The organism is Streptosporangium sp. NPDC051023, assembly GCF_040689595.1.
Taxonomy (GTDB): domain Bacteria; phylum Actinomycetota; class Actinomycetes; order Streptosporangiales; family Streptosporangiaceae; genus Streptosporangium.
Genome location: NZ_JBFBCE010000020.1, coordinates 59,893 through 82,257, shown reverse-complemented (window position 1 = coordinate 82,257; position 22,365 = coordinate 59,893). Strand labels below are relative to the sequence as shown.

Annotated in this window: 20 protein-coding genes; 10 read left to right on the top strand and 10 right to left on the bottom strand. The window is 70.6% G+C overall.

Annotation, left to right across the window (positions count from 1 at the left end; translation table 11 throughout):
* The first annotated feature begins 195 nt into the window (after nucleotides 1-195).
* On the top strand, nucleotides 196-1,677 hold the full coding sequence (gene guaB / locus AB0395_RS15765) for an IMP dehydrogenase (protein WP_366281078.1): 1,482 nt from the start codon (nucleotides 196-198) through the stop codon (nucleotides 1,675-1,677).
* A 148-nt stretch (nucleotides 1,678-1,825) separates the two neighbouring features.
* On the top strand, nucleotides 1,826-2,944 hold the full coding sequence (locus AB0395_RS15760; RefSeq protein WP_366281076.1) for a GuaB3 family IMP dehydrogenase-related protein: 1,119 nt from the start codon (nucleotides 1,826-1,828) through the stop codon (nucleotides 2,942-2,944).
* A gap of 207 nt (nucleotides 2,945-3,151) precedes the next feature.
* Here AB0395_RS15760 and AB0395_RS15755 read toward each other — a convergent pair whose 3' ends face one another.
* Complete coding sequence (locus tag AB0395_RS15755; protein WP_366281074.1) at nucleotides 3,152-4,063, bottom strand: MerR family transcriptional regulator; 912 nt, start codon at nucleotides 4,061-4,063, stop codon at nucleotides 3,152-3,154.
* A gap of 343 nt (nucleotides 4,064-4,406) precedes the next feature.
* Here AB0395_RS15755 and AB0395_RS15750 point away from each other — a divergent pair, with 343 nt between their 5' ends.
* On the top strand, nucleotides 4,407-5,345 hold the full coding sequence (locus AB0395_RS15750; protein ID WP_366281073.1) for a hypothetical protein: 939 nt from the start codon (nucleotides 4,407-4,409) through the stop codon (nucleotides 5,343-5,345).
* On the opposite strand, the gene AB0395_RS15745 is transcribed toward AB0395_RS15750, so the two are convergent.
* The 4 genes from AB0395_RS15745 to AB0395_RS15730 all read right to left on the bottom strand — a co-directional run bounded on the left by AB0395_RS15745 (nucleotide 5,346) and on the right by AB0395_RS15730 (nucleotide 9,432).
* Nucleotides 5,346-6,170 (bottom strand): class II fructose-bisphosphate aldolase, encoded by an 825-nt coding sequence (locus AB0395_RS15745; RefSeq protein WP_366281071.1) that lies wholly within the window; start codon nucleotides 6,168-6,170, stop codon nucleotides 5,346-5,348.
* A 212-nt stretch (nucleotides 6,171-6,382) separates the two neighbouring features.
* On the bottom strand, nucleotides 6,383-7,381 hold the full coding sequence (locus tag AB0395_RS15740; protein ID WP_366281069.1) for a hexose kinase: 999 nt from the start codon (nucleotides 7,379-7,381) through the stop codon (nucleotides 6,383-6,385).
* Nucleotides 7,378-8,514 carry an N-acetylglucosamine-6-phosphate deacetylase gene (nagA, locus tag AB0395_RS15735; RefSeq protein WP_366281068.1) on the bottom strand — a complete coding sequence of 379 codons (1,137 nt, stop codon included), beginning with the start codon at nucleotides 8,512-8,514 and terminating at the stop codon, nucleotides 7,378-7,380. The genes AB0395_RS15740 and nagA overlap by 4 nt, the downstream gene beginning before the upstream one ends.
* A 36-nt stretch (nucleotides 8,515-8,550) precedes the next feature.
* Nucleotides 8,551-9,432 carry an SIS domain-containing protein gene (locus AB0395_RS15730; protein WP_366281066.1) on the bottom strand — a complete coding sequence of 294 codons (882 nt, stop codon included), beginning with the start codon at nucleotides 9,430-9,432 and terminating at the stop codon, nucleotides 8,551-8,553.
* A 104-nt stretch (nucleotides 9,433-9,536) separates the two neighbouring features.
* On the opposite strand from AB0395_RS15730, the gene AB0395_RS15725 reads away from it, so the two are divergent.
* Nucleotides 9,537-10,307, top strand: coding sequence for a DeoR/GlpR family DNA-binding transcription regulator (locus AB0395_RS15725; protein WP_366281064.1), 771 nt, complete (start codon nucleotides 9,537-9,539; stop codon nucleotides 10,305-10,307).
* A 117-nt stretch (nucleotides 10,308-10,424) separates the two neighbouring features.
* On the opposite strand, the gene AB0395_RS15720 is transcribed toward AB0395_RS15725, so the two are convergent.
* Nucleotides 10,425-11,684, bottom strand: coding sequence for a cytochrome P450 (locus AB0395_RS15720; RefSeq protein ID WP_366281063.1), 1,260 nt, complete (start codon nucleotides 11,682-11,684; stop codon nucleotides 10,425-10,427).
* 23 nt (nucleotides 11,685-11,707) lie between these two features.
* On the bottom strand, nucleotides 11,708-13,057 hold the full coding sequence (locus AB0395_RS15715) for a glutamine synthetase family protein (protein ID WP_366281062.1): 1,350 nt from the start codon (nucleotides 13,055-13,057) through the stop codon (nucleotides 11,708-11,710).
* Between the two features lie 608 nt (nucleotides 13,058-13,665).
* Between AB0395_RS15715 and AB0395_RS15710 the strand changes: the two genes are divergently transcribed.
* A complete protein-coding gene (locus tag AB0395_RS15710; protein ID WP_366281060.1) occupies nucleotides 13,666-14,193 on the top strand; it encodes a MarR family winged helix-turn-helix transcriptional regulator in 528 nt (175 codons plus the stop codon).
* 154 nt (nucleotides 14,194-14,347) lie between these two features.
* Here AB0395_RS15710 and AB0395_RS15705 read toward each other — a convergent pair whose 3' ends face one another.
* Nucleotides 14,348-15,028 (bottom strand): response regulator transcription factor, encoded by a 681-nt coding sequence (locus AB0395_RS15705; RefSeq protein ID WP_366281159.1) that lies wholly within the window; start codon nucleotides 15,026-15,028, stop codon nucleotides 14,348-14,350.
* A gap of 203 nt (nucleotides 15,029-15,231) precedes the next feature.
* On the opposite strand from AB0395_RS15705, the gene AB0395_RS15700 reads away from it, so the two are divergent.
* The 3 genes from AB0395_RS15700 (at nucleotide 15,232) to AB0395_RS15690 (ending at nucleotide 17,991) form a co-directional block, all read left to right on the top strand.
* Nucleotides 15,232-15,861 carry a hypothetical protein gene (locus AB0395_RS15700; RefSeq protein WP_366281059.1) on the top strand — a complete coding sequence of 210 codons (630 nt, stop codon included), beginning with the start codon at nucleotides 15,232-15,234 and terminating at the stop codon, nucleotides 15,859-15,861.
* Nucleotides 15,862-15,893: 32 nt separating this feature from the next.
* Complete coding sequence (locus AB0395_RS15695) at nucleotides 15,894-16,808, top strand: hypothetical protein (RefSeq protein ID WP_366281057.1); 915 nt, start codon at nucleotides 15,894-15,896, stop codon at nucleotides 16,806-16,808.
* Between the two features lie 151 nt (nucleotides 16,809-16,959).
* On the top strand, nucleotides 16,960-17,991 hold the full coding sequence (locus tag AB0395_RS15690) for a hypothetical protein (protein ID WP_366281055.1): 1,032 nt from the start codon (nucleotides 16,960-16,962) through the stop codon (nucleotides 17,989-17,991).
* A 158-nt stretch (nucleotides 17,992-18,149) separates the two neighbouring features.
* Here the strand turns inward: AB0395_RS15690 and AB0395_RS15685 are convergent, their stop codons facing one another.
* Together AB0395_RS15685 and AB0395_RS15680 are read right to left on the bottom strand one after the other, a co-directional pair.
* Nucleotides 18,150-18,821, bottom strand: a complete 672-nt coding sequence (locus tag AB0395_RS15685) for a response regulator transcription factor (RefSeq protein ID WP_366281053.1) — start codon at nucleotides 18,819-18,821, stop codon at nucleotides 18,150-18,152.
* Nucleotides 18,822-18,989: 168 nt separating this feature from the next.
* Nucleotides 18,990-20,198: a histidine kinase gene (locus AB0395_RS15680; protein WP_366281052.1), complete on the bottom strand. Its 1,209-nt coding sequence runs from the start codon at nucleotides 20,196-20,198 to the stop codon at nucleotides 18,990-18,992.
* A gap of 208 nt (nucleotides 20,199-20,406) precedes the next feature.
* Here AB0395_RS15680 and AB0395_RS15675 point away from each other — a divergent pair, with 208 nt between their 5' ends.
* Nucleotides 20,407-21,930, top strand: a complete 1,524-nt coding sequence (locus tag AB0395_RS15675; RefSeq protein ID WP_366281051.1) for a hypothetical protein — start codon at nucleotides 20,407-20,409, stop codon at nucleotides 21,928-21,930.
* Entirely contained in the window at nucleotides 21,927-22,355 is a 429-nt protein-coding gene (locus AB0395_RS15670; protein ID WP_366281050.1) for a FixH family protein, read from the top strand. The genes AB0395_RS15675 and AB0395_RS15670 overlap by 4 nt, the downstream gene beginning before the upstream one ends.
* Nucleotides 22,356-22,365: the final 10 nt, after the last annotated feature.

The following is a 22,365-nucleotide window of genomic DNA, read 5'->3' as shown; positions in this document are numbered from 1 at the left end:
GGGGGTTCGGCGGCGTGCGGCGCCCCGCGCCCTTGCCGGTGACCGGGGAACCGGGCGGGTCACCGACCGCTCGGTTCCCCACCTTCCCTCGGGTTTCCCCGGTGTCCTCCAGGTTTGGAGCCAGACTCTAAACTGTGACGTGGGGGCCGGCGCCTTCCCCATCTCATGAGAGCGCCGCGGCAGGAGGGGTTGCAGATGGCAAAATTCACCGAGGCCGGGCTCACGTTCGACGACGTGCTCCTGGTTCCCGCGTATTCGGATCTGCAGCCGGGCGAGGCCGACACCACCACGCGTCTCTCGCGTGGGATCACTTTGCGCATCCCGCTCGTCTCCGCGGCGATGGACACCGTCACGGAGGCCAGGATGGCGGTGGCGATGGCCCGCCAGGGCGGCATCGGCATCCTGCACCGCAACCTGTCCATCGAGGACCAGGCCCAGCAGGTCGACCTGGTCAAGCGCTCGGAGGCCGGGATGGTCACCAACCCGGTCACCTGTTCTCCCGATGACACGCTCGCCGACGTCGAGCGGCTGTGCGCCACCTACCGGATCTCCGGTGTCCCGGTGACCGACGCGACCGGTGTGCTGGTCGGCATCGTCACCAACCGCGACATGCGCTTCGAGACCGACCACAGTCGTCCCGTGCGCGAGGTCATGACCCAGATGCCGCTGGTCACCGCGCCGGTCGGGGTCTCCAGGGACGAGGCGTTCGCGCTGCTCAGGGAGAACAAGATCGAGAAGCTCCCGCTGGTCGACGCGGGCGGCCGGCTGCGCGGGCTCATCACCGTCAAGGACTTCACCAAGAGCGAGCAGTACCCCCTGGCCACGAAGGACGCCGACGGCAGGCTCGTCGTCGGGGCGGCCATCGGCATCGGGGAGGACGCGGAGAAGCGGGCGGCGGCCCTGATCGAGGCCGGCGTCGACGTGGTCATCGTGGACGTCGCGCACGGGCACTCCAAGGGCCTGGCCGACATGATCTTCAAGCTCAAGGCCAACAGCAAGGTCGAGGTCATCGGCGGCAACATCGCCACCCGCTCCGGCGCCCAGATGCTGGTCGACGCCGGGGCCGACGCGGTCAAGGTCGGCGTTGGGCCGGGCTCCATCTGCACCACCCGCGTGGTCGCCGGTGTTGGCGCCCCGCAGGTGACGGCCATCCACGAGGCCTCGCTCGCCGCGGGTCCCGCCGGGGTTCCGGTGATCGGCGACGGCGGCCTGCAGTACTCCGGTGACATCGTCAAGGCCATCGCGGCCGGGGCCGACGCGGTCATGCTCGGCTCGCTGCTCGCGGGCTGCGAGGAGTCGCCGGGTGAGCTGATCTTCATCAACGGCAAGCAGTTCAAGTCCTACCGGGGGATGGGCTCGCTCGGCGCGGTCCGCAACCGCGAGCGCGGCGGCGCCTCCTTCAGCAAGGACCGCTACGCCCAGGCCGACGTCGGCAGCGAGGACAGGTTCATCCCCGAAGGCATCGAGGGTCAGGTGCCCTACCGCGGCCCGGTCGCCGCGGTCGCCCACCAGCTCGTCGGCGGTCTGCGCCAGGGCATGTGGTACTCCGGGTGCCGGACGGTCGAGGAGATGCACACCAGGTGCGAGCTCATGCCGATCACCGCGGCCGGTCTCAAGGAGAGCCACCCGCACGACATCCAGATGACGGTCGAGGCTCCGAACTACCACCGTCGATAGGGTCCTGTCACGGACACCGAGGACGAACGGCGCGAGGTTCGCGACAGACTTCGGCGCGCAGGCGGGCCGCACCGGCCCGTGTAGGCACGGTACGGCTCGCGCTCGCTCGGCGCGCGCCGTACACGCATGAAATGGGAAAGACAGACATATGACTCAGGTGGAGATCGGTCGCGGCAAGAACGGCCGCCGTGCCTACGCGCTCGACGAGATCGGCATCGTCCCCTCCCGTCGCACCCGCGACCCGGAGGAGGTCTCGATCGCCTGGCAGATCGACGCCTACCGGTTCGAGCTGCCCGTCGTGGTCAGCCCGATGGACAGCGTGGTCTCGCCGAAGACCGCGATCGAGGTCGGCAGGCTTGGCGGCCTGGCCGTGCTCGACCTCGAAGGACTGTGGACCCGCTACGACGACCCGACGCCGCTGCTGGCCGAGGTGGCCGAGCTCAAGGGTGAGGCCGCGACCAGGCGGCTTCAGGAGATCTACAACGCTCCGATCAGGGAAGAGCTGATCGGCCGCCGCATCGAGGAGATCCGCGCGGCCGGGGTGACCACGGCGGTGCGCCTGTCGCCGCAGCGTACGGTCCAGTACCACAAGGCCGTCATCGACGCGGGCGTGGACATCTTCGTGATCCGCGGCACCACGGTCTCCGCCGAGCACGTCTCCGGGCGGGCCGAGCCGCTGAACCTCAAGCAGTTCATCTACGAGCTGGACGTCCCGGTGATCGTCGGTGGCTGCGCCACCTACACCGCGGCGCTGCACCTGATGCGGACCGGCGCGGCAGGCGTCCTCGTCGGCTTCGGCGGCGGCGCCTCGCACACCACGCGCACGGTGCTCGGCGTCGCGGTGCCGATGGCCACCGCGATCTCCGACGTGGCCGCCGCCCGCCGCGACTACATGGACGAGTCCGGTGGACGCTACGTCCACGTGATCGCGGACGGCGGCATGGGCACCTCGGGCGACATCGCCAAAGCGATCGCCTGCGGCGCCGACGCGGTCATGGTCGGCTCGCCGCTGGCCAGGGCGGCGGAGGCCCCCGGCCGCGGGTTCCACTGGGGCTCGGAGGCGCAGCACCCCGAGCTGCCCAGGGGCAAGCGGGTCGAGTTCGGCACGGTCGGCACGCTGGAGCAGATCCTGCACGGCCCCTCCTCGGTCGCGGACGGCTCGATGAACCTGATGGGCGCGCTCAAGCGGACGATGGCCACCGCCGGATACTCCGACCTGAAGGAGTTCCAGCGGGTCGAGGTCGTCGTCGCCCCCCAGAACGGCTGACTCATCCCCGAACGGTCCCACCCAGAACGGCCGCCTCTCGGAACGCGCCTTCCGGAACACCGGAACACGCCTCCTGGAAGGGCCTCACGGAGGGCCGAGGCTTCACGGGACGCTCGCCACGAACCGGGCGTCCCGCTCTCTTCTCGTTCTTCACCGCCGGGTGTCGGGATGTCCTCTACGGACGCCGTACGGCGGGTGGTGACGCCGTCAGCCGTGGGCGCGCATGGCGGCGATCACCCACTCGAAGGCGGGGACGGCGGGCGGGGACGGCTGGTGGCCGTTGAGGGTCGCCAGCAGCTGCCAGTAGCGCTCCATCCGGGCGTCGGCGAGCGTTTCGAGCCACTCACGCAGCCCGGCGCGCTCTCCGGCCCCCAGGCGGGGCTCGACGACACGGTTCAGGACGAGCCCGCCCTCCACCGACTCCGGCGTGACCCCGTCGGCCAGCGCCTTGTTCGCGTGCTCCAGCACCAGTCGCCGCAGCTCGAGACCCGCCTCGACGCGCGGCGCCGCGGAACCGCCGAGCACGATCGTCCTGGCCCGCTGCCGGAACTCCTCGTCGGTGATCAGGTCGGCGAGCTCGACCCAGGCCTCGACCTGGTCCGGCGTCGGATCGTCGGGCAGCTCGCCGGGCAGTTCCCGCATCCATCCGGCGACGATCGCCCCCTCCTCGCCGAGGTCGGCTCCGGCGAAGGTCGCGTCGACGAAGTCGTCGATGAGCTGCTGCCGCTCCCTGGCGGACAGCTGGGCGAGTTTGTGTGTCATCAGTGTCTCCTCGGTGGTGCCGCCGTGTTCGGCGATCGTCCTGAGTACGGCCCGGCGGAGTTTCAGGGCCCGGATCTCCGCGTCCAGCGCCCTGGCGTGTGTCGCCGCGACCTCGGCCACCGTGACCCGCCGTGCCAGGATCTCCCGGACGGTCTCCAGCCCGACGCCGAGCTCGCGCAGCGTTCTGACGAGATCGAACCGGGCGACCGCCGCCGCGTCGTACAGGCGGTAGCCGCCCGAGGAACGGCCGGCCGGCGGCACCAGCCCGATGTCGGACCAGAAGCGGATCGTGTGCACCGACAGGCCGGTACGGCGGGCGAGCTGTCCGATCGTGTGGAACTCCGCGCTGTCACTCACGGGGAGAATCTGCACCTTCGAGTGACACGAGAGTCAAGTCATCCCCTCTCGCAGAGGGGGCGGCGGCCGGGGCCAGAGTCTGGGCCTGGCCTTGGCCGGATGCTGTTCGTCCGGTAGATCATGCGGTGTCCGTCGTTGGTCGCCGTCCCGCGGGTCCCGGGGGTGTCCGCGGGACGGGTGCGAGAGGCCGATCGCCTTGAGAGGTGACTGTGCAACGGGTGCCAGGGCATGGCCTTCGGCGACGTTGCCGTGTTGTTGGTCCAGCCAGGTGGCAGATCACGAAATTGACACTGTGGGGGTTGGTAAAAGTGACGTATGCCGAAAAATCTGTGAACATTCGCATGTGTCGGATGATCGTGAGCTGCGGATTGCTCTTCGCGAAGGCCCGTTCCATGTCGCGCTCCGCGCTGCGGTCGAGGCGAGAGGCCTGACGTTGGATCGGCTCCGCCATCGCCTCGAGGAGCGCGGGCTGCGGGTCGGGATGACGAGCCTGAGCTACTGGCAGCAGGGGCTGCGCCGCCCAGAACGGCCCGAGTCGCTGCGTGCCGTCCGCGCCCTGGAGGAGATCCTCATCCTTCCGCCGCGCTCGCTGATGGGCCTTCTGGGGCCGCCGCGCCCCAGGGGCAGGGGGCAGGGCAACGGAGCCCCGCCCGGGCCCGGGGGCTCCTACCCCTCTGTCCTCGAGCCCTCCCGCGCGCTCTCCGCCCTGCTGCACGACCTCGATGGGGTCGCCGACGACAGGCGGCTGCACATCGGCGGGATGTACGAGACGCTGCAGATCGGACCCGACCGCAGCATCGTCCGCCGCGAGACGCTCCAGGTGATGCGGGCACAGGAGGACGCGGCCGACCGGCACATCATCGTCTACCGGGGCGATCTCGGATGCGACGTCGAGAGGGTGCGGATCAGGGCGCTTGAGGACTGCCGGGTCGGCAGGGTCAGGCGGGACGGACCGACCGCGCTCGTGGCGGCGGAGCTGTTGTTCGACCGCGCGCTGCGGATCGGGGAGACCCAGGTGCTCCGCTACGAGCTGGCCGACCCGAGCGGGGTCGAGACAACCGAGTACGAGCGGGGGTTCCGCTTCCCGGCGGGCCAGTACACGCTCAGGGTGAGCTTCGCCGCCTCCGCGCTGCCGGTCGGCATCCGCCGCTTCGCCCGCCACGACCACGGCGCCGAGGATCACGACCACGCTGAGCTGACCCTCAACGCCCACCACGCGGTCCACCTGGTGGCCGACTCGCTCCAGCCCGGCCTGCTCGGGATCCGCTGGAGCTGGCTGTGATCAGCCCGCCAGGACTCCGAGGAGCCGGGTGACCTCGGCGGCGACGGCCGTACGGGCCGCACCGAGGTACTTGCGGGAGTCCACCACCTTCCCGTCGGCCGCGAGGTAGTCACGGACCGTCCCGGTGAAGGTCTTGTTGAGGTGGGTGGCGATGTTGATCTTCTTCATGCCGTGCCGTACGGCGGCGCGCAGGGTCTCGTCCGGCACGCCGGAGGAGCCGTGAAGCACCAGCGGGACCGGGACCACGGCGTGCAGGGCGGCGATCAGCTCCAGGTCGAGCACGGCGTCCCTGGTCATCATGGCGTGCGAGCTGCCGACGGCGACGGCCAGCGCGTCCACGCCTGTCCTCGCCACGTAGTCCACGGCCTCGTGCGGCCTGGTTCGCGCCCCCGGCGCGTGCACCCCGTCCTTGCCGCCGACCTCGCCAAGCTCGGCCTCGACCCACAGGCCGCGGTCGTGGCACAGGGCGGCGACCTCGGCGGTGAGCGTCACGTTCTCCTCGTCGGGCAGCGCCGAGGCGTCGAACATCACCGAGCCGAATCCCAGCTCGACGGCCTCCTCGACGAGCGCGCGGTCCGTGGCGTGGTCGAGGTGCACGGCGACGGGTACGGTCGCCGCCGCGGCGACCGCGAGCGACGCCGCGGCGATCGGCGCGAGCGCGCCGTGGAAGCGGACGCAGTTCTCGCTGATCTGCAGCACGACGGGCGCGCCCGCGGCCTCCGCTCCGGCGACGATCGCCTCCGCGTGCTCCAGCTGGATGACGTTGAACGCGCCGACGCCCGCCTGGGTGTCGCCGACGATGTCGCCGATGCCGACGAGGGGCATGGTTGGCCTCCGTTTTCTGTGGATCTCGGCCGGGGCCTGTCACGGGGCTCCGGCCGGTTCGCCGCGGGACCGTGTCCTGGCCCGCGAAGCTTCTGCCCCGGGAAGGTCGTGGCTCCGGAAGGTTGTCGTCCTGGGAGGTTGTGGTCCCGGAAGGTTGCCGTCCCGGGAAGGCTCTGGCTCGGGAAGGTTGTGGCCCGGGAGGGCGCGGGGGCCTACGCTCGCGCGGGCTCCACCCGGATCCCGGGATGGACGTCCGCGAAGACGTCCGCGTCGAAGTCGCCCGCGACCGGCGCGGCGACCGCCGCCGCGCCCAGCGCCGCGGCCCTGCGCAGCCGTTCCGGCCAGGGCGTCCTCTCGACCAGGCCCAGTGCCAGCCCCGCGACCAGCGCGTCGCCCGCGCCGGTCGGGTTGCCCTCGACCCGGTACGGCATGGCCGCCCGCCACGAGCCCTCCGGGGTCACCGCGAGCAGCCCGTCCGCGCCGAGCGAGACCACGACGGATCCGGCCCCCGAGCGTTGCAGGGCCTGCGCCCCCCGCATGGCCTCACAGAGCCCGTCCACGCCGGGACCGGGTGGGCCGCCTCGTGCGGCGAGGGCGCGGGCCAGCTCCTCCACGTTGGGCTTGACGATCTCGGGGCGGCCCTCCGGGGCGTGCCTGAGCGGCTCGCCGTCCGCGTCAACGATCGCCGGGACACCGCGCTCGCGGGCGCGGGCGGCCAGTTCGGCGTAGAAGCGGGCGGGCACCCCCTGGGGGAGGCTGCCGGAGATGACGACCGCCGCGGCCTGCCCGATCCACCTGTCGTAGTCACGCAGGAAACGTTCGAGTTCGGCCTCGGTCACGAGGGGACCGGGCTCGTTGAACAACGCCGTGCGCCGCCGTTCGGACGGGCCGGGCCCGAGGTCGTGGACGGCCAGGGTGGCGCGTGACGCGGCGGCGATCGGGGTGAGGGCGGCGGGCAGGCCCGCCGCGGCGAGGTCGGCCAGGACCGCCTCGCCGTTCGTGCCACCGGCCAGGCCGGTGACGAGGACGTCGTGGCCGAGGGCGGCGAGCACCCTGGCCACGTTGACTCCCTTGCCGCCCGCCCTGCGGTGCACGGTCCGCACCCGGTTGACGCCGTCCCAGTCGACGTCGCCGGTCGCGTAGGTGACGTCGAGCGCGAGGTTCAGCGTGACGGTGAGGATCAGGCCGCGAGCGGCGGGCGGGGAGGTCATCGGGGTTCCGTGATCCAGCTTCCGTGCCTCATGACGCCGGAGACCTCCAGGTCGTCGGTGAGCACCACCAGGTCGGCCTGCTTGCCGACGGAGACGGAGCCGAGGCGGTCGGACAGGCCGAGCACCCTGGCGGGGGTGAGTGAGGCGACCTCGGCCGCCTCCGTGAGGGAGAGCCCGACCAACTGGACGCTGCGCCGGAACGCCACGTCCATGGTGAGCGTGCTGCCCGCGATGGAGCCGCCTCCGGCCAGCCTGGCGACGCCGTCGACGACCTCGACCCGCATCGGGCCGAGCCCGTAGACGCCGTCGCCCATGCCCGTCGCGGCCATCGCGTCGGTGATCAGCGCGGTCCTTCCCGGGCCGGCGACGTCGTAGGCGAGCCGCAGCATCGCCGGGTGCACGTGCACGCCGTCGTTGATCAGCTCGATCGTGACGCGCTCGTCCTCCAGCAACGCGGCGACCGGACCGGGGTCGCGGTGGTGCAGTGACGGCATCGCGTTGTAGAGGTGGGTGGCGACGCTGCCGCCCGCGTCGATGCCCTGGAGGGTCTGCTCGTAGGTGGCGTCGCTGTGCCCGAGGGCGGCGATCACGTTGTTCGCGACCGCCTCCCTGATGATGTTCAGCGCGCCGGGCAGTTCGGCGGCGACGGTGAGCATCCGCACGTGGCCGCGCCCCGCCTTGAGCAACTCGGTGAACTCCTGCGCGGAGGGGTCCCGCAGGAGGGCCGGGTTGTGCGCGCCGCAGCGGGCCTTGGAGATGTAGGGACCCTCGAAGTGGATCCCGGCCAGCACGCCGTCCTCGCACAGGTCGGCCAGGGAGGAGGCGGCCCTGGCCAGATCGTCCCTGGACGCGGTGACCAGGCTGGCAACGATCGTGGTCGTGCCGTGCCCGGCGTGCAGGGCGGCGATCCGGTGCGCCTCCTCCTGGTCCCCGGTGGGGAAGGAGCCGCCGACCCCACCGTGGGTGTGGATGTCGACGAAGCCCGGCACCACGTACCGGCCCCCGAGACCAAGGCCCGGTCCCGGGGCCGAACCATGGCCCACGTGGGTGATGCGACCGTCTTCGATGGTGAGCCAGCCCTCGTGAACACCTTCGGGGGTCACTATGCGGGCGTCGGTGAGTGTGATGCTCATGGCCTCATCCTTCCCGCTTCTCTCCGGGATCAATGATCAGGAGGAGAGGATGACGGACCTGGTGAGGTGGAGCGGCTCGTCGGGATCGAGCCCCTGGGCGTGTGCCCTGGCCACGGCGACCCGCTGGATCGTGATCAGCTCGGCCATCGGGTCGAGGGAGCTCTCCAGGAACGATCCACCGGTGGCCTCGACCTCACCGCGCAGCCCCTCAGGGCTCCGGCCGAGCATCCAGGTGATCCGGCCGGGGCCCGCGATGCTGATCGGGCCGTGGCGGTACTCCATCGCCGGGTAGGACTCGGTCCACGCCCTGCAGGCCTCGCGCATCTTCAGGGCCGCCTCCAGTGCCAGGCCGTACGACCAGTCCCGGCCCAGGAAGGTGAACTGCTCGGCGGTCAGTGCTCCGGCGGGCAGGGGAGTGGCGAGTGCCCGCTCCGCGTCCGCGATCGCGCCGGTCAGGTCCGCACCGAGGTGGGAACGGAGCAGGGCGAGCTGCGTCGTGGCGAACCGGGTCTGCACGACCGACCTCTCGTCGGCGAAGTCGAGCAGCGCGATCTCGTCGGCGAGGGTCATGACGGGGGTGCCGGGGGAGGCGGTGACGGCGGTCGTTCTCGTGGTCGTGCCCCTCAGGTCCTTCAGCACCTCCAGGACCTCGGTCGTCGTTCCCGACCTGGTCAGCGCGAGCACCCGATCGTATGGCCGCCCGGCGGGGAACTCCGAGGCGGCGAAGGCGTCGGTCTCGCCGTGCCCTGCCCGCTCACGGAGCACCGCGTACGCCTGGGCGATGAACCACGACGTGCCGCAGCCGACGACGGCCACCCGCTCTCCCCGCTGGGGAAGCGCGTCCGTCGGCACTTCGCTGACGGCACGGCGCCAGCAGTCGGGCTGGGACGTGATCTCGGCTTCGGTGTGCGTGGTCACGGCGCGCCTCCCCGGCAAGTTTCGTTTATGAGTGATTTATAGCAGAAATGAGCAAGATTGTGCAGATATAGGTTTTGATCGCCCGCTGTGTCAGGCTGTTGACCGTGAGCCGATATGAGCGCTGGAACGCGATCCTTGAGCTGCTCTCGCAGGAGGGGCGACTGTCCGTCGAACAGGCGGCAGAGGCGCTGACCGTTTCCACCGCGACGATCCGCCGTGACTTCGACCAGCTCGCCCAGCAGCAGATGCTCATGCGCACACGCGGAGGCGCCGTCGCCCAGAGTGTGAGCTACGACCTGCCGTTGCGGTACAAGACCGCACGTCACGCCGATGAGAAACAGCGGATCGCCGAGGCCGCCGCCGAGCTGGTCGCGCCCGGCGCGATCGTCGGCATGAATGGCGGCACGACTACCTCGGAGGTCGCGCGGGCCCTGGCGATTCGGGCCGACCCCGAGCTCGGCTTCACGATCGTCACCAATGCACTGAACATCGCCGCCGAGCTGACGGTCCGTCAGCACGTGAAGATCGTGCTGACGGGTGGAGTCGCCAGGCCGCAGTCCTACGAGCTGATCGGCCCGCTGGCGTCCGGGGTGCTTGAGCAGGTCACGCTCGACATCGCGTTCCTGGGGGTCGACGCGATCGACGCGGAGGCGGGCGCCTTCGCGCACCACGAGGGTGAGGCGAGCGTCAACAACCTGCTGATCGGCAGGGCCTCGCAGGTGGTCGTGGTCGCGGACGCCTCCAAGGTCGGTGGCCGGGCCTTCGCGCGGATCTGCCCGATCGGCGCGATCGGCACCCTGATCACCGACGACGGCCTCTCGGACGAGGAGGCCGCCCGGTTCACCGACGCGGGCGTGAAGGTCGTCCGCGCGTAGCCAGGCGCCCCCGGCCGCGCCGCTGCGGGGACCCGCCGGGGAGCAGGGGACCGCACGGGGGCTCGTCGGAGGCCGAAGGACGGGCCCGGCGGACGCGCGCGGAAGGCCGGCCCTCCGTCAGTGGGTCCGAATCCGGACGGGGAACCTCTTGATGCCGTTGACGAAGTTGCTGCGGACACGGGTGACCTCGCCTGCCGGCTCGATGCTCCTGATCCGCGGCAGCAGCGTCTCGAACATGAGCCGCATCTCCATCCTGGCCAGGCTGTTGCCGAGGCAGAAGTGCGGGCTGCCCTTGCCGAAAGTGACGTGGTCGTTGGGGCGGCGGGTGACGTCCAGCTTGTACGGCTCCGCGAACACCTCCTCGTCGCGGTTGCCCGAGGCGAACCACATCACGACCTTGTCGCCCGCGCTGATGCGCTGTCCCCGCAGCTCGACGTCGCGGGTGGCGGTCCTGCGGAAGTGGTAGACCGGGCTGGCCCAGCGCAGCAGTTCCTCGACGGCGTTGGGGATCAGCTCGGGCCTGTCCTGCAGCAGGGCGAGCTGGTCGGGGTTGTCGATCAACGCCAGCATCGAGTGGCTGATCGCGTGCCGGGTCGTCTCGTTCCCGGCCACGACGAGGAGCAGGAAGTAGTTGTCGAACTCGGTCGCGGTCAGCGGCTCGCCGTCCTCGGGGACGCGGTTCACCAGCTTGCTGACCAGGTCGTCGCCGTCGCCACCGCGCCGCCGGCGGGCGAGCTCCCTGCCGTACTCGAACACCTCGAGGGCGCTCGGCGACCGGAACGGCAGGTGCTTGTACTTCTCGCTCTCCGCATCAGAGATGAGGACGTCCGCGTAGTCGGGGTCGTCGTTGCCGATCATCTTGTTGCCCCAGTCGATCAGCCGGCCGGTGTGGTCCTCGGGGACGTCCAGCATGCGGGCCAGCACCTGGATCGGGAAGTCGGCGCTGACCTCGCGGACGAAGTCGAACTCCCGGTTGCGCAGCGCCGCGTCGACCGTGGCGCGGGTCAGGCCGCGCAGGAACTCCTCGTACTTCTGCAGTGTCCGGCTGCCGAAGTCGCGCTGGAGCAGTTTGCGCAGCGCGCGGTGCCGTACGCCGTCGGATTCGAGCATGGACCGGCGGATCTTGATGAGGTCGTCGTCGATCTCCTCCAGGTTGACGAACCGCGTCGAGGTGAACGTCTCGGCGTCCCGGTCGACGGCGACGATGTCCTCGTGCCGGGTGATCGACCAGAAGCCGGAGTTCGGGGCCTGTTCCGGGTTCCAGTGCACCGGCGCCTCGCGGCGGAGCAGGTCGAACCGCTCCCAGGCCCGGTTCTGCTCGAAGGCGTCGAGATCGGTGAGGTCGACAGCGGCGAGGTCGACAGAGGTGCTGGTCATGGCGGCTCTCCTGCTCGTGACGGTCAGAGGTGGTACGCGTACTCGCGGAACTCCCAGTCGGTGACCCACCGGGAGAAACGCTCGACCTCGTCGCGCTTGTAGTCGAGGAAGGTGCGGACGAACTTCGGGCCCAGCAGTGTGGCGAACTCGGTGTCGGCCTCGAGCGCGTCGAGGGCGGCGCCGAGGTTCTGCGGAAGCATCTCAGCCTTGCTCGTGTCGTAGCCATACCCCTCAAGCGGGGGCGGGACGACCAGCTCGTCACGAATGCCCAGGTATGCCGAGGCCAGCAGGCCCGCGATCACCAGGTAGGGATTGGCGGTCGCGTCGCCGAGCCTGAGCTCCAGCCTGGAGGCACGACCGCGCTCCGGGGGGATGCGGACCATGGCGCTGCGGTTGTCCAGGCCCCAGTCGACGAGCCACGGGGCCAGGGTGTCCGGGCCGAACCTCTTGTAGGAGTTGACCGTCGGGTTGGCCAGCGCGGCCAGTGCGGGGGCGTGCGCGAGCACGCCCGCGACCGCCGACCGGCCGACATCGGACAGGCCGTGCCCGCCGTGTGGGTCGTCGAAGGCGGGGCGTCCGTCCTTCCAGGCGGAGAAGTGCAGGTGGAAGCCCGAGCCGCCCTCGTCGTTGAACGGCTTGGCCATGAAGGTCGCGAGCTTGTCCTCCTGCCGGGCGAGCTCCTTGACGGCGCTCTTGAACAGGAACGCCCGGTCGGCGGCGTCCAGGGCCTCGGAGTGCCACAGGTTGATCTCGAACTGGCCGCTGGCGAACTCGTGGTTGGCGGCGACCGCGTCGATGTCGTAGTTGTCCAGGTGCCGCAGCGAGCGCAGCAGGAAGTTCTCCGGGTCTCCCTTGCGGCCCGCCACGTAGACGTTGCCGGTGGCCTCGCCGTACCGGCTCCAGCCCGAGGCGGCGTCCGCGTCCCGCTGCAGGACGTAGAACTCCAGCTCGGGGCCGACCATCGGGGTCATACCCAGCTCGTCGAACGCGGCGACGACGCGCCTGAGAACGTTTCTGGGACTCTCCTCCGACGGTGTCCCGTCCGGGTTGAAGACGTCCGCGATGCAGTGGGCGACGCCCGGCTCCCAGGGCACCTCCCGCACCGTCGACAGGTCGGGGAAGGCCACGACGTCGGGCAGTCCGTCCGCGAGGCCGCCGTCGATGGGGACCACGTCCCCCGTCGGGGTGGTCGCGTAGACGGACCGGCAGAACGCGACGCCGTCGCCGACGGTCTGGGCGAACCGGTTGAGCAGGATGTCACGTCCGCGTTCGGTGCCGATCAGGTCGGAGTACCCGAGACGGAGGACGTCGATGCCGCGTCCGCGGAGTTCACCGGCTGTGGATTCCAGCCCGGACTCATCGAAATGGCCCATTGCCGCGCTCCTCAGTTCGTTTGAACCCGTACGATAATCACGAGGTGGACCGCTGACAAGGGGGGTCGTTCCCCCAATATTGTATGGATCCAAACGATTGGAAATCGTGGAGTTTCGAGGGGATTCCTCTCGCGTGTGGACGGCGACCGCGTGTTCCGGGAGGTGCCGGAGGGTTGTCCGGAGGTGGTCTTGACCGGTGCCGCGTGCCGTCATAATGTTTGGTTCCGAACGATTGATTCGACCTCCGTGCCCGCCGCCATGCTTTCGGGAACACGTGAACACCGCTGTTTCCGCCGATCTCGACGAGTCCCTGCGTGAGGAGGCCGAGGAGGCGGCGGGCGTCTGTCCGCTACAGGCGATCACTCTTGAAGGCTGATCCTCGCCGCTCGCCCCGCCGATCCGGCCGTGATCGTCGCGGGCGCGCATTATCGTGAGCTGATCGCGTCATGGGCGGAATCGGGGGCGATTCCATAACCTCTCAAGCGTTTGCGGCCGGTTCATCGTCTAGGATCGGCAGGGTCTGAACGATTAGGACACCTCTGCTGCCCGGTGTGGAAAGCCGGACGCACGGAGACGTGCCGGCACGGTCGACCCCCGAGGAGCTGTTTGTGAGCGGCGCGCATACCCTGCGGCAGACCGAAGAGGCCGTGACCGGGAAGATCGAGGGTCTGGAGCTGGATTTCCGGGCGATGACCGCGATATCGAACCTCTACCGGGTCGCCTCGTCCATCAGGAATCACTTCGAGCAGACCGTGCTGAAGGAAGCCGATCTCACCTGGACCGCCTTCGTGGTGCTGTGGGTCGTGTGGATATGGGAATCGATCGAGAACCGGCACGTCGCCGCCGAGGCGGGCATCACCAAGGGCACGTTGACCGGAGTGGCGCAAACGCTCGAAACCCGCGGCCTGATCGTCCGGGATATCCCGGCCAGTGACCGCAGGCGTACCGTTTTCTCCCTCACGCCCGAGGGCAAGAAACTGATGATCACGCTGTTTCCCGAGTTCAACCGGGAGGAGCAGTTCGTGCTCTCCGGACTTGGCGAGCGGCGGTTGACCGAGCTTGGTAATACGCTGCGTCACGTCCTGAAGCATTTGGAAAAAGAAGGCCCGGATCGAAGGGCCTCCAGGAACGCCTAGAACGTCGGACCATTTTTTCCGAGGCCTGCCGTGTGGCGGGCCTCGGCTGTTTTCCTGGCCCCGAGAGCGGGGCCAGGAGTCATGTTCACCGGGCTCGTGCGTTCTTTTCGTCGACGACGGCGCCGTTGAGGATGGGGACTTGCGCGGTAGGGCTCTAACGGGGCAGCAGCCCCGACTCGTGGACGAGGATCGCGGCCTGGACGCGGTTGGCCAGGCCGAGCTTTGTGAGTGAGTGGCTGACGTGTGCCTTGACGGTCGCCTCGCTCATGGTGAGCAGGCGGCCGATCTCCGCGTTGGAGAGGCCGCCCGCGACCGCCCACAGGACCTGCCGTTCGCGGTAGGTCAGCACGGACAGGCGCTCGCGCGCGGTCTCGGCCCGTGACGGCTCTTCCTCGCCTTTCTCGGCGAACGCGCTGATCAGGCGCTTGGTGACGGTCGGGGCGAGCATGGCGTTGCCCGCGACGACCGTACGGACGGCGGAGGCGAAGTCCCGCGGCGCGGTGTCCTTGAGCAGGAAGCCGACCGCGCCCGCCCGCAGCGCCAGGTGGACGTACTCGTCGTGGTCGAACGTCGTCAGCATGATCACCTTGGGGGGCTCGGGCAGCCTGCCGATCTCCGCCGCGGCGGTGATCCCGTCCATGCCAGGCATGCGGACGTCCATGAGGACGACGTCGGGGACGAGCCTGACGGCCGCGCCGACCGCGTCCGCGCCGTCGCATGCCTCGCCGACGACCACGATGTCCCCGGCGGCCTCCAGGATCATGCGCAGGCCGGAGCGGACGAGAAGCTCGTCGTCGACGACCAGTACGCGGAGCCGGTCGAGGTCGGCGAGCATCGGCTGCGGAGCGAGCGGGGCCTTCGCGTCGGTGTCAGTGTTGGTGTCGCCGGTCGCGGCGCCGACACCGGTGTACGGCGAGCGCAGGACGCCGAGCACCTCCCGCAGGTTGAGCCGCCTCGCCGTACTCCATGTCCCGAGCGTAGGGCGCCCCGGCGGCACGCACCCACGACGATCGTCGCGGTGCCCCCCTACCAAAGTCGGTGTTCCCGCTGGTCGTGTTGTCGCCGGGCTTCTCCGTGCCCCGCTCCTCGCTGACGGCCCTGGCCGAGGACCTGGCGAGCAGGGGATACGTCGTGGCGGGCATCGACCACACGCACGAGGTCACGGGCACGACCTTCCCCGACGGGCACACCGCGACCTGCGTCGCCTGCCCGCACGAGGACGACGCCGACTTCGGCCCGAAGGTCACCGGGGGCAGAGCGGCGGACGTCTCCTTCGTGCTCGACCGGCTGACCGGGCCGGACCCCGCCTGGAAGGACGCGGGACTGATCGAGCCGTCCAGGATCGCGATGGTCGGTCACTCCATCGGCGGCAGCGGCGCGTCGAGGACCGTGGTCACCGACTCCCGGGTGCGCGCGGGAGTCAACATGGACGGCACCTTCTACATGCCGATTCCCGGCAAGGGGCTCTCCCGCCCGTTCCTCATGATGGGCGCGGGCGAGTTCCACGAGCCGGGCAAGCTGGACGTCTCGTGGGACCGGGACTGGCGCCGGATGACCGGGTGGAGGCGCTGGGTCACGGTCGCGGGCATGGAGCACATGTGCTCCACGAGGAACCGTCGTCAGATGGAGGTGAGGGCACGGGCGGCGTTTTGCCGGTTCAAAGGATGAACCGGATGGGGCATCGTGAGCGTTTTATGGGCATGAGCCGACACCTGACGCGCATGGCGGTCCCGTGTCTCACGCTGTCCCTGACACTCGCGGCCTGCGGGACGACGCCCTCGGCACCCGGCAAGCCGGACGCCACGGGGCCGGGAGCCGTCGAGACCACGGCGGGAGGCGACCGCGCGCCCCGCTACGCGGGAAGCGGGACCGTACTTCAGGATGGTCGCCACGGTCCGCAGCTGTGCACGGCCGTCGCCCAGTCCTACCCACCGCAGTGTGGCGGGATCGACATCGTCGGCTGGGACTGGAAGGCCGTCGAGTCCGAGGCGGCGGGAGACACCCGGTGGGGAGAGTACCGGGTGGTCGGCACCTGGGACGGCAGGCGCCTCACCCTCACCGAGACACCCCGGCGGCCGGTCGTGAGCACGACTCCTCCCTCGTCCCGGCGGCACGACCCGAGGTACGACAGCCCGTGCCCACGGCCGGCAGGGGGATGGAAGCCGGTCGATCCGGCGAAGGCCACCGAAGAGGCGAGGCAGGAGGCCATGGACCGGGCGGGGAAGGCGCCGGAGTTCGCGGGCGCGTGGATCGACCAGGCCTACCTCGACGACGTCCCCACCCCGCAGGCGTCGACGGCGGCGAACGACCCGGCCAGGTACGTGCTCAACCTCAGGTTCACCGGCGACCTCACGGGCCGTGAGCGATGGATCCGCCAGGTGTGGGGCGGGGCGTTGTGCGTGAGCGGTGCGAAACATGCGGAAGCGGAGCTCCGTGGCATCCAGCAGAAAATCGACAAGGAGCTGGAAGGGCTGCAGAGCTCAAGCGTCTCGACCCTGGACAACCGCGTCGAGGCGCTGGTCCCCGTGGTCACCGACGAACTGCGGCGCACGTTCGACGACCGGTACGGAGCCGGTGTGGTGTTCCTTGAGGGGATCCTGCGGCCGGTCGGGTGAGCGCGTCGTCGCGCCCCCGGTCACGAGGCGCGGGCCCGGGGCCCGGCGCAACTTTCGATGCGGTGGCGCTCCGCCCTCGGCAGGGGAGTCCCCCTCTGGATCATCCTTTGGGGTGAGGCTCCCGATCGCCTGTCTGGCTATGGTCCTGGACATGCGTTCTCTCGGATGGACTCTGGCGGTTGCGGGGCTGGTTCTGGCGGGCTGTGGCAGTGGGGGGACCACGGGACAGGGGGGCACCGGGCTGCGCCAGATGATGACGCACCTGGACGCCGACGGTCCCGCGGCCGGTTACCTCGAGTACGGTGACATGGCGCACTGGCGGAAGCTTGGCGTGGTCACCGAGAACGGTCCCGGCCAGGACCGCCGCTGGATGGCCGCCATCGGCGCGGGCTTCGGCGACCTCGGCGTCAACGCGAGCAGGCTCGCCGAGCCGACCGGGCTCAACGTGTTCGCCACCGATCAGGGGGCCGTCTTCGGCATCCCGCCGAAGACCGGGATCCGCGTCGAGGGCCGCCTGGACTCCTCCGCCATCCGCGCCAAGCTGACCGCCCTGGGCGCCAAGCCCCGAGAGATCGGCGGGCAGGAGGGGGTGTCCCTCGCCGAGGACAACATGATCGACATGAAGGGCCCGCAGACCGCCCAACTCGGCCTGATCAACCAGCTCAACCAGGTGGTGGTGACGGACTCCGCGCTGGTCGCGGGCCCCGCGGCCGCCCCCGTCGCGTCCGCGCTCGGGGCGGGGTCCTCCCTCGCCGACAGCCCGGACCACGCCGCGGTCGCCGACTGTCTCGGCGACGTCGTCGCCGCGATCGTCATGGCTCCCCGGCAGCCGGGCGGCGTGACCCTGTACGGCGTGGGCCTGCGCAGGCCCGCGGGAACGGCCGACAAGGCGGTGGACGTGGTGTGCGTGCTGCCGCGCGTCGCGGAGGTGGGCAAGACGTTCACGGAGAGGTTCACCACCGCCGCCAAGGTCGGCGGCAAGCCGCTGGGAGATCTGGTCGAGACGGTCACGCACGACGACGTCCGTTCGGGGGAGCGAACGGTGCACCGCGCCCTCCTGACCGTCAAGCCCGACGGTCCGGTCATGGTCGCCAACCAGCTCCTGGTGCGCGACGAACTGGCGTCGCTGGCCGACCCCGCCGCCCCCGCGAACCCGCTCGACCTCGTGAAGCCCACCTCTTGACGCGCTCCCCGGCCTGGCTGACATTCCGGTGGCGTTCGACGCCGTGAAGCCCGCGCGGTGGGGTTCGCCGCCGGGTGGTCAGCGCAGGACGTAGGGCGCCGACGCCTTGAGGTACTGCTCCCGGGAGGGAACGGTCATGACCGGGGGGCGCGGCGGCGTCACGAGGCCTCCTGGGGACGTTGTCCGGCCAGGCCGTTCAGGTGGGCGTACACGACGGCGTGGACACGGTCGCGCAGGCCGAGCTTGGCGAGGATGCGTGACACGTGCGTCTTGACGGTCTCCTCGCCGACGTGGAGGGCGACGGCGATCTCGGCGTTGCTGCGGGCGTCGGCCAGCAGAAGCAGCACCTCACGTTCCCGGGACGTCAGCCGTTCCACCTCGGGCGGGACAACCGGCGGCTCGATGCTGGTGGTGAACCGGACGATCATGCGTCGTGTCACCGAGGGGTCGATCAACGCGTCGCCGCGTGCGGCGACCCGCATCGCGGACATCATCTCCTCGGGAGGCAGGCTTTTGAGCAGGAAGCCGCTGGCCCCCGCCCGCAGTGTGCGGTAGAGGTAGTCGTCGCTGTCGTAGGTGGTCAGCACGAGTACTTTCGTGACGTTCCCCGGCGTCGACAGGATCGCCTCCGTGGCGGCCAGGCCGTCCAGTCTCGGCATCCGCACGTCCAGGACCGCCACGTCAGGGCGGAGTCTCGCGGTCTCGGCCACCGCCTCGTGGCCGTCGCCGACCTCGGCGACACAGCGCAGGTCCGGCTGGGTCTCGAGTACGGCGCGCATACCGGAACGGAACATCGCGTGGTCGTCGGCGAGCAACACGCGCAGCGTCACGGAGGGTCTCCAAACAGTGCGGGCGGGGATTGTCGTGCGAACAGGGATCCGCGGACCGAGATCGTCGTACGTGCAGGGGGTGGCGTGTGGACGGGGATCGTCGTGCGAGTGGGGGACGGAGGGGGACGGCGAGGGACACGGTGGAGGTCTTCGGGAACACGGGAGTCCTCAGGGGCATGGCTGCTCCAGCGGGAAGCTCACCCGGACCTGCCAGTGCCTGCCGTCGGGGCGCACGCCGTACGTGACCCGGCCGCCGAACAGCGTGACCCGCTGCCTGATCCCGGCCAGGCCGCGGTGCGGCGAGTTCCGGCTCTCAGGGTGCCCGGCCCGCTCGGCCAGCTGGTTGGTCACGGTCACGACCGCCTCGGTGTCCCGGTACTCCAGCTCGATGTCGACGCTCTCACCCTCGCCGTGCCGCAGGGCGTTGGTCAGGGCCTCCTGCGCGATGCGGTACAGCGTGACGTCGAGCGAGCCCGGCAGCTCACGGGGGACACCGTGGGTGGTCAGCGTGATCGTCAGACCCGCCGCCCGCACACCGTCGAGCAGCTCGTCGAGGTTGTTCAGACCCGGCTGGCGCCGCGCGGTGTCCGTTTCGTCCCCGTGCAGGATGGCCAGCAGCCTGCGCAGGTCGGCCATGGCGGAGCGGCTGCTCGACTCGACGGCGGTGAGTGAGCGATGCACCCTGTCGTCGGGCCTCGCGTTGCCGGCGGCCACGCCCAGCCCGAGCCTGGCCGCGCCCGCGTGCATGCCGATGGCGCTGACGTGGTGGGAGATCACGTCGTGCAGGTCGCGGGCGATGGCGCTGCGCTCCTCGGCGACGGCGCGTTGCACCGCGATCTGCTCGTCGTGACGCCGTAGCTCGGCCTGTCGTTCCAGCTCGGCGATGTAGGCGCGCCGATCGGTCGTGTACCGCCCGACCAGCCAGGGGAGAAATGCTCTGGCGATCGCTTCGAGCACCAGGGAGGGCAGCGCCGTCGCCAGGCCGATGGAGTTGTCGTAGTCGGACAGCAGGTGGCATCCGGCGATCCCCGTCGTGAGCGCGGCCAGTGCCGCCAGCGCCTGGGCCGAGCGCAGCCACGCGCCGGCGCGGTAACCGGCGACCAGCAGGCCGGTCTCGGCCACCTGCCAGGTGACGCGGACGAACAGGAACGGCGTCAGCAGGAGAGCGAGGCCGTGGAGCGCCGCGACGACACCGGAGAACCGGGCGGGCGTGGCCAGCGCGGCGTCGATCGCCACGATGATGAAGAACATCGTCCAGAACCGCCACCCACCGGCCGACGGGCTGTAGAGCAGGAGCAGGCCCGCGTCCGTCATCGCGCACACCCCGGCGACCAGCAGGGACCGACGGGTCAGCGACCGTCCGGTGTCGCGGGTCATGCCACCTCTTTCCGGCGAACTCTCCGGCGAAGCGGTGTGCCGCTCCCGTATCCGGGTACCACACCGCAGGCTACTTCCCGAGGGACGAATCGGCGCGGGAGAGCGGGAGAGATGACCCCTCCGGAGCGCCGTGTCCCTCACGTGGGGGACACAGGTCCCGCCTTCAGGTGACGAAATCCAGGAAGCCCGCTCGTTAGCGTCGGAAGGGATGAGAACCTACCGAAACGGCGTGCGTGTCTTCGCCGTGCTGATGGCCGTCGTGGCCCTGCTGGCGTTCGGCTCGCAGCCCGCGCTGGCTGACGGCGCGCCGATGGGGCAGGACGTCCACGTCGCGCAGACCCTGGGCACGCGTGAGCTCTCGGTCGTCCTGCGGCGTGTCGACGAGGTGCCGGGCCCGTTGCGGGTCGACGTTCTCACCCATGTCGGCACCGCCGCGGGGACGCTCACGCTGCGGCTGACCCCGACCGGTGTCAGCGTCGGGACCGACGGCCTGCCGCCCGCGGGTTCCGTGGTCGGCGAGGGCGAGCTGGTCCTCGGCGCCGTGCCCGGCTCGTACGGGATCACGTTGCGCGTCGACCGTCCCGGCCCATGGGAACTGGCCGTCGACGACGGGCAGCGCATCGGGCGGATACCGTTCGTCGTCCCGGCCCCGGTCAGGTCGCCTCCCGATGTGGTCGCCTACGCCGGGTTCTCCGCGGCGGGAGGGTTGCTGCTGCTCGCGCTCGGCCTCGCGGTGTGGTCACGGCGGTGGTGGCCACCGCTGGTCCCGGCCTGCGGGATGATCGCGGCCCTGGCGGTGGGGGTGACCGGCGCGTCACTGTCCCCGCTCACGCCCCTTCCCCCGCAGCCTGGCCTGCAGATCGACGCGACGGCCGACAACGTCGCGGCGCCCTACGCGGGCGGCAGGCCCCCCACGACGGACTACTCAAGGCCGCCGGTGAACATGCTGGTGCGCGCCTCGAAGGCAAGCGCGGGACGCCCCGTCGACCTCGATCTCCTGCTGTCGGACGGCTCGACGGGACGTCCCGTGGACGATCTGCTCGTCCGCGACAACGCGCTGATTCATCTGCTGGTCGTCTCACCGTCCGGCCGGTTGTGGCACCTGCACCCGGTCCGGTACGGCCCCGGCCACTACCAGGTCAGCCTGGTCGCGGCCGAGCCCGGTCACTACGCGATCTCGGCGGAGCTGGCCAGACGCGGCGGCGGCGTGCAGCTGATCCGCTCGGCGACCGGGCTGGACGTTGGCGAGGGGCTCTCGACCGTCACGGCGCTCCCCGTTCCCGGGGGCCTCGGGGCGAGGAACGTCGACGGGATCCGGGTCGACCTCACCGCCTCGACGCTGTCCGCGGGCACCGCGAGCACGATCACCGCCAAGGTCGGCGAGACCGCCGACCTGCAGCCGTGGCTCGGCATGGTGGGGCATCTCATCGTCGTCGGCCCGCTGTCCGGCTCAGCGCCGGTCGGCACCGCCGCGGAGTCCGCCCCGATCTGGGGGCACGTGCATGCGATGGCGGCGACTCCGCGGGGCGCCGTGAGCCGTCCCGACGAGACCGTCGCGGCCTTCGGGCCTGTCGTGCGGTTCACCCACACCTTCCTGGAACCGGGCCGCTACCGGCTCTGGCTGCAGGTGGAACGGAACTACTCACTTGTGACCGTGCCCGCGGTGCTGGACATCACGGCCCCGCGCGACAGCACGGCACCGGAAACGGAAGGAGGCCGGTCATCGTCATGACGTCAGTGGCCGGCGGTCGCCGCCGGACCTTGTGGACGGCCGTCTGCGCCGCGGTTCTGGCCGGTGCCGCGCTGTGGCTGTTCTGGCCGTGGGGCGACACAGGCCCGGCGGTGCTGAGCAACGGGACCGCGCACTACCGGATACGGCTCACGGTCGACGCCTCGCGCACGGGGGCGAGCCCCGTGACCGTGGAGGTGGCCGATCTCCAGGGACGGCCGGTGACGCTGCGGAAGGTCACCGTCGAGCCGGTGATGACGACCATGGGGCACGCTTACGAACCCGTCGACGCCGTGGCCGCGGGACCGGGGAGATACCGGGCGGAGAGCCTCTCCCTGCGCATGGGCGGCGCCTGGGAGCTCAACGTGCTCCTGCACGGGCCCACCGGGGTCGAACAGGCCGCCTTCCCACTCCTGGTGACCGGATGACGTTCCCAAC